We start from the raw sequence: 5681 nt of genomic DNA, 5'->3' as shown, positions 1-5681 counted from the left end.
CTGCTGGCCTGCGCGCTGGCCTATAACAACGCGACACGCACGCGCTACCCCAAGGGCACGCCCGAGGCGCCGACCGTGATCGTGCCGGCCCCTCAAGCGGGACCGGATCCGGCTATCACTGCCACTGACCTGAAATTGGCGCTGGCCGAAATGGAGCAGTTCTTCGACGTGGCGCCTGCCGAACTTGAACAGCTGATCCACACCGCAGAACAACACGCGCGACGTCGCAGCATCGGTGAAACACTGGCACCTCGTGTGCCCTGAGGCCACCCTCGGCTCGCTGCATAAATGCAAAAACGACCTGCAGGATTGACGGTTGTATTGGGCAAATTTGCACTGGTAGGATCACATGAAGGTTCGCTTGCGAACATCTTGATAAAGAACAATAAAAGCAGGGAGTTACGCATGACTGCCGAGGTTTCGATCCAGGCTCGCAGCGCCGATGTACTGCAGGACGACGTTTTGGCCGACGTACGCAACCATATCGGCCACCTCACCCTCAACCGCCCCGCCGGCCTCAACGCCCTCACCCTGGGCATGGTGCGCAGCCTGACCCGGCAATTACAGGCCTGGGAAGACGACCCGCAGGTGTATGCCGTGGTGCTGCGCGGTGCCGGCGAAAAGGCTTTTTGTGCCGGTGGCGACATTCGCTCGCTCTACGACAGCTTTAAAAACCGTGACAGCCTGCACCAGGACTTCTTCGTCGAAGAATACGCGCTGGACCTGGCCATCCATCACTACCGCAAACCCGTATTGGCCCTGATGGACGGCTTCGTGCTGGGCGGCGGCATGGGCCTGGTCCAGGGCGCGGATTTGCGCGTGGTCACCGAGCGCAGCCGCCTGGCGATGCCGGAAGTGGCCATCGGTTACTTCCCGGACGTCGGCGGCAGCTACTTCCTGCCACGGATTCCCGGCGAACTGGGGATCTATCTCGGCGTGACCGGCGTGCAGATCCGCGCGGCCGACGCGTTGTATTGCGGTTTAGCAGACTGGTATCTGGACAGCGCCAAGCTCGCAGACCTGGACCACACGCTCGACCACATGCAATGGCACGACAGCCCGCTCAAGGATCTGCAAGGCGTACTGGCCAAACTGGCCGTGCAGCAATTGCCCGACGCCCCGCTCGCTGCGTTGCGCCCGGCCATCGACCACTTCTTCGGCCTGCCGGACGTGCCGAGCATCGTCGAGCAGTTGCAGCAAGTCACCGTTGCCGATAGCCACGAATGGGCGCTCACTACCGCGCAACTCATGCAAACCCGCTCGCCCCTGGCCATGGCGGTGACCCTGGAGATGCTGCGACGCGGTCGTCACTTGCCGCTGGAGCGCTGCTTTGCCCTGGAACTGCATCTGGACCGTCAATGGTTTGAACGCGGCGATCTGATTGAGGGCGTCCGCGCGCTGATCATCGACAAGGACAAAAACCCGCGATGGAACCCGTCGGCCCTGCATGGGCTGGACAAAACCCAGGTCGAAAGCTTCTTCCATCACTTCGAGCAGGTTGCGAACTAAATCATGCAAGATATTGAATACACAGAAGAACAGGTGATGATCCGCGACATGGCCCGTGACTTTGCGCGGGGTGAAATCGCCCCCCACGCCCAGGCCTGGGAAAAAGCTGGCTGGATCGATGACGCGCTGGTGGCGAAGATGGGCGAACTCGGCCTGCTGGGCATGGTGGTGCCTGAAGAATGGGGGGGTACCTATGTCGACTACGTCGCGTATGCCCTGGCGGTCGAAGAGATTTCCGCCGGCGATGGCGCGACCGGCGCGCTGATGAGTATCCATAATTCAGTCGGTTGCGGGCCACTTCTCAACTACGGCACACACGCACAGAAACAGACTTGGCTGGCTGACCTCGCCAGCGGCCAGGCGATCGGTTGCTTCTGCCTGACCGAGCCCCAGGCCGGCTCCGAGGCCCACAACCTGCGCACCCGCGCCGAGCTGCGTGACGGCCACTGGGTGATCAATGGCGCCAAGCAATTTGTCAGCAACGGCAAGCGCGCCAAGCTGGCCATTGTGTTCGCCGTGACCGACCCGGAGCTGGGCAAAAAAGGCCTTTCGGCATTCCTGGTGCCCACCGATACCCCAGGTTTTGTGGTCGATCGTACCGAGCACAAAATGGGCATTCGCGCCTCGGACACCTGCGCCGTCACCCTCAACCAATGCACGGTTCCCGAAGCCAACCTGCTGGGTGAGCGCGGTAAAGGCCTGGCGATTGCGCTGTCGAACCTGGAAGGCGGCCGCATCGGCATTGCCGCCCAGGCCCTGGGTATCGCCCGTGCGGCGTTTGAAGCGGCGCTGGCGTATGCCCGTGATCGGGTGCAATTCGACAAGGCGATCATTGAGCACCAGAGCGTGGCCAACCTGCTGGCGGACATGCACACCCGGCTGAATGCAGCACGGCTGCTGATCCTGCACGCTGCGCGCCTGCGCTCGGCGGGCAAGCCGTGTTTGTCGGAGGCGTCCCAGGCCAAGTTGTTTGCCTCGGAAATGGCCGAGAAGGTCTGCTCCTCAGCGATGCAGATTCACGGGGGGTACGGGTACCTGGAGGATTACCCGGTGGAGCGGTATTACCGGGATGCGCGGATCACGCAGATTTACGAGGGGACCAGCGAAATTCAGCGGATGGTGATTGCTCGCGAACTCAAGAATTACCAGCTCTGACACACACAACACAAACATGGTGGGAGGGGGCTTGCCCCCTCCCACATTTGATCTGCGGTGCGTTTACTGGTCCTTGAACTCCGGCGCCCGTTTGGCCACGAACGCCGCCATGCCTTCCTTCTGATCCTGCGTCGCAAACGCCGCATGGAACACCCGGCGCTCAAAGCGCACACCTTCCGACAGGCTTACCTCAAACGCACGGTTCACGCTTTCCTTGACCATCATGCTGATCGGCACCGATTTGCCGGCAATCAGTGTGGCGACTTTCAAGGCTTCCTCAAGCAGCTCATCCGCCGGCACGATGCGCGCCACAATCCCGCAACGTTCCGCTTCCACCGCATCGATAAAGCGCCCGGTCAGGCACATTTCCATGGCTTTTGCCTTGCCCACCGCGCGGGTCAGGCGCTGGGTGCCGCCCATGCCCGGCAGCACGCCGAGGTTGATTTCCGGCTGGCCGAACTTGGCGCCGTCACCGGCCAGGATGAAGTCACACATCAACGCCAACTCACAGCCACCGCCGAGGGCAAAGCCGTTGACGGCGGCGATGATCGGCTTGCGGCGGTTGGCCACGCGGTCGCTGTCGCTGAACAAATCGTCGAGGTAGATCTGCGGGTAGGTCAGCTCGGCCATTTCCTTGATGTCGGCGCCAGCGGCAAATGCTTTTTTCGAGCCGGTCAATACGATGCAGCCGATTTCCGGGTTGGCTTCCAAGCCGTCCAGCGCCTGGTTCAGCTCACTCACCAGTTGCGCATTCAGGGCGTTCAAGGCCTGTGGGCGGTTCAGGGTAATCAGCCCGACACGGCCCTGGACGTCGAGCAAAATGGTTTCGTAACTCATGTATCGGCTCCTTAGAGATTGCGTGAGATGACCATGCGTTGAATATCGCTGGTGCCTTCGTAAATCTGGCAGACCCGCACATCGCGGTAGATCCGCTCCAGGGGGAAGTCGCTCAGGTAACCGTAACCGCCGAGGGTTTGCAAGGCGGCCGAGCAGACTTTCTCGGCCATTTCCGAGGCAAACAGCTTGGCCATGGACGCTTCCACCAGCGCGGGTTGGCCACTGTCACGCAGCGCGGCGGCGTAGTGCACCATCTGCCGCGCAACGGCGATTTGCGTGGCCATGTCGGCCAGGCGAAAGGCCACGGCCTGGTGTTCGATGATGGGTTTGCCGAAGCTTTCACGCTCACGTGCGTAGTCGCGGGCCGCTTCAAAGGCTGCGCGGGCCATGCCCACCGCTTGCGAGGCGATGCCGACGCGGCCGCCCTCAAGGTTGGCCAGGGCGATTTTATAGCCCTCGCCCTCCTCGCCCAAACGGTTGGCCACCGGCACCTTCACGTCCTCGAACAGGATCTGGCAGGTGTCCGACGCATGCTGGCCGAGCTTGCCTTCGACCCGCGCAACGCTGTAGCCCGGCGAATCGGTGGGCACGATAAACGCGCTGATCCCGCGCTTGCCGGCGGCCGGGTCAGTCACCGCGAACACAATCACCACCCCGGCGTTTTGCCCCGAGGTGATGAACTGCTTGCAGCCATTCAGCACGTAGTGGTCGCCCTCAAGGCGCGCGCGAGTTTTCAGGCTGCTGGCATCCGAGCCGGCCTGCGGCTCGGTCAACGCAAAGGCGCCGAGCATGGCGCCGCTGGCCAGGGGCTTGAGGAACTGTTCTTTCTGCTGATCGTTGCCGAATTTCAAGATCGGCACACAGCCGACCGAGTTGTGCACGCTCATGATGGTCGAGCAGGCGCCATCGCCTGCGGCGATTTCTTCCAGGGCCATGGCGTAGGCCAGGTAGCCGGTGTCGCAGCCGCCCCACTGTTCCGGCACCAGCATGCCGAAAAAGCCCAGCTCGGCCATTTCGCCAATGGCTTCCTTGGGAAAACGGTGCTCGCGGTCCCAATCGGCGGCGAAGGGTTTCAGGCGTTCCTGGGAAAATTGCCGGGCCGCGTCGCTGATTTGCAGGTGTTCGTCATTAGGCAGCATACAAAATCCTTAATACAGGCATTCAACGGCCATGGCCGTGGCTTCACCGCCGCCGATGCAAATCGCGGCAACGCCACGCTTGAGGCCTTTCTGGCGAAGGGCCGAGAGCAGGGTCACCAGGATCCGCGCACCGGACGCGCCGATCGGATGGCCCAGGGCGCAGGCGCCGCCGTGCACGTTGACCTTGGCATGGGGGATTTGCAGTTTGCTCATGGTCACCAGGCTGACTACCGCAAAAGCTTCGTTGATTTCGAACAGGTCGACGTCATCGAGCGCCCAGCCGGTCTTGCTCATCAGCTTGCGAATGGCCCCCACCGGCGCCACCGGGAACAGACCGGGCTCATCAGCAAACGCCGCGTGCCCATGGATCACTGCCAGGGGTTTGAGCCCACGTTTTTGCGCTTCGGATTGACGCATCAGCAGCACGGCTGCCGCGCCATCGGAGATTGAGCTGGAGTTGGCCGCCGTCACGGTGCCACCTTCACGGAACGCCGGTTTCAGACTGGTAATCTTGTCCAGCTTGGCCTTGGGTGGCTGCTCGTCATGCAGGATGGTTTTCTGCTCTTTGCCGACGGTGACCTGCACCGGGACGATCTCTGCCGCGAAGCTGCCATGGGTAATGGCTTCCTGGGCGCGGGTCAGCGAGGCGATGGCGAAAGCGTCCTGGGCTTCACGGGTAAAGCCATTCAGCCCGGCGCAGTCTTCGGCAAAGGTGCCCATCAGGCGGCCCTTTTCGTAGGCGTCTTCCAGACCGTCGAGGAACATGTGGTCGAGCACCTTGCCGTGGCCCATGCGGTAACCACTGCGCGCACGATCGAGCAGGTACGGCGCGTTGGACATGCTTTCCATGCCACCGGCAATCACCACGTCGACGCTGCCGGCCAGCAGCGAATCATGCGCCAGGATCGTTGCCTCCATGCCCGAACCGCACATTTTGTTCAGCGTGGTGCAACGCGTGGACTTGTCCAACCCGGCACCCAGCGCAGCCTGGCGCGCGGGCGCCTGGCCGAGGCCGGCGGGCAGCACGCAGCCGAACAGCAC

At 62.4% G+C, this 5681-nt stretch carries 5 protein-coding genes and 1 pseudogene; 3 read left to right on the top strand and 3 right to left on the bottom strand.

Annotation, left to right across the window (positions count from 1 at the left end):
* From WBR57_RS13285 to WBR57_RS13275, 3 genes and pseudogenes are all read left to right on the top strand, one after another.
* Positions 1–264 (top strand): annotated as a pseudogene (locus WBR57_RS13285) (HPP family protein); the annotation flags it as partial.
* 141 nt (positions 265–405) lie between these two features.
* Positions 406–1509, top strand: a complete 1104-nt coding sequence (locus WBR57_RS13280; RefSeq protein WP_424084200.1) for an enoyl-CoA hydratase/isomerase family protein — start codon at positions 406–408, stop codon at positions 1507–1509.
* Between the two features lie 3 nt (positions 1510–1512).
* Positions 1513–2664 (top strand): acyl-CoA dehydrogenase family protein, encoded by a 1152-nt coding sequence (locus WBR57_RS13275; protein WP_424084199.1) that lies wholly within the window; start codon positions 1513–1515, stop codon positions 2662–2664.
* A gap of 63 nt (positions 2665–2727) precedes the next feature.
* Here the strand turns inward: WBR57_RS13275 and WBR57_RS13270 are convergent, their stop codons facing one another.
* From WBR57_RS13270 to WBR57_RS13260, 3 genes are all read right to left on the bottom strand, one after another.
* Complete coding sequence (locus WBR57_RS13270; RefSeq protein ID WP_122727078.1) at positions 2728–3501, bottom strand: enoyl-CoA hydratase; 774 nt, start codon at positions 3499–3501, stop codon at positions 2728–2730.
* Between the two features lie 11 nt (positions 3502–3512).
* Positions 3513–4640 carry an acyl-CoA dehydrogenase gene (locus tag WBR57_RS13265; RefSeq protein ID WP_424084198.1) on the bottom strand — a complete coding sequence of 376 codons (1128 nt, stop codon included), beginning with the start codon at positions 4638–4640 and terminating at the stop codon, positions 3513–3515.
* Positions 4641–4649: 9 nt separating this feature from the next.
* On the bottom strand, positions 4650–5681 hold a 1032-nt coding region (locus WBR57_RS13260), incomplete at its 5' end, for an acetyl-CoA C-acyltransferase (RefSeq protein ID WP_424084197.1).

The sequence above is a fragment of the Pseudomonas sp. genome, assembly GCF_049590575.1.
Lineage (GTDB): Bacteria > Pseudomonadota > Gammaproteobacteria > Pseudomonadales > Pseudomonadaceae > Aquipseudomonas.
This window is presented reverse-complemented; position numbering and strand designations above follow the sequence as displayed.

Coding starts and splice junctions, on each gene's coding strand:
- WBR57_RS13280 (WP_424084200.1), top strand. CDS start 406: ATGACTGCCGAGGTTTCGATCCAGGCTCGCAGCGCCGATGTACTGCAG.
- WBR57_RS13275 (WP_424084199.1), top strand. CDS start 1,513: ATGCAAGATATTGAATACACAGAAGAACAGGTGATGATCCGCGACATG.
- WBR57_RS13270 (WP_122727078.1), bottom strand. CDS start 3,501: ATGAGTTACGAAACCATTTTGCTCGACGTCCAGGGCCGTGTCGGGCTG.
- WBR57_RS13265 (WP_424084198.1), bottom strand. CDS start 4,640: ATGCTGCCTAATGACGAACACCTGCAAATCAGCGACGCGGCCCGGCAA.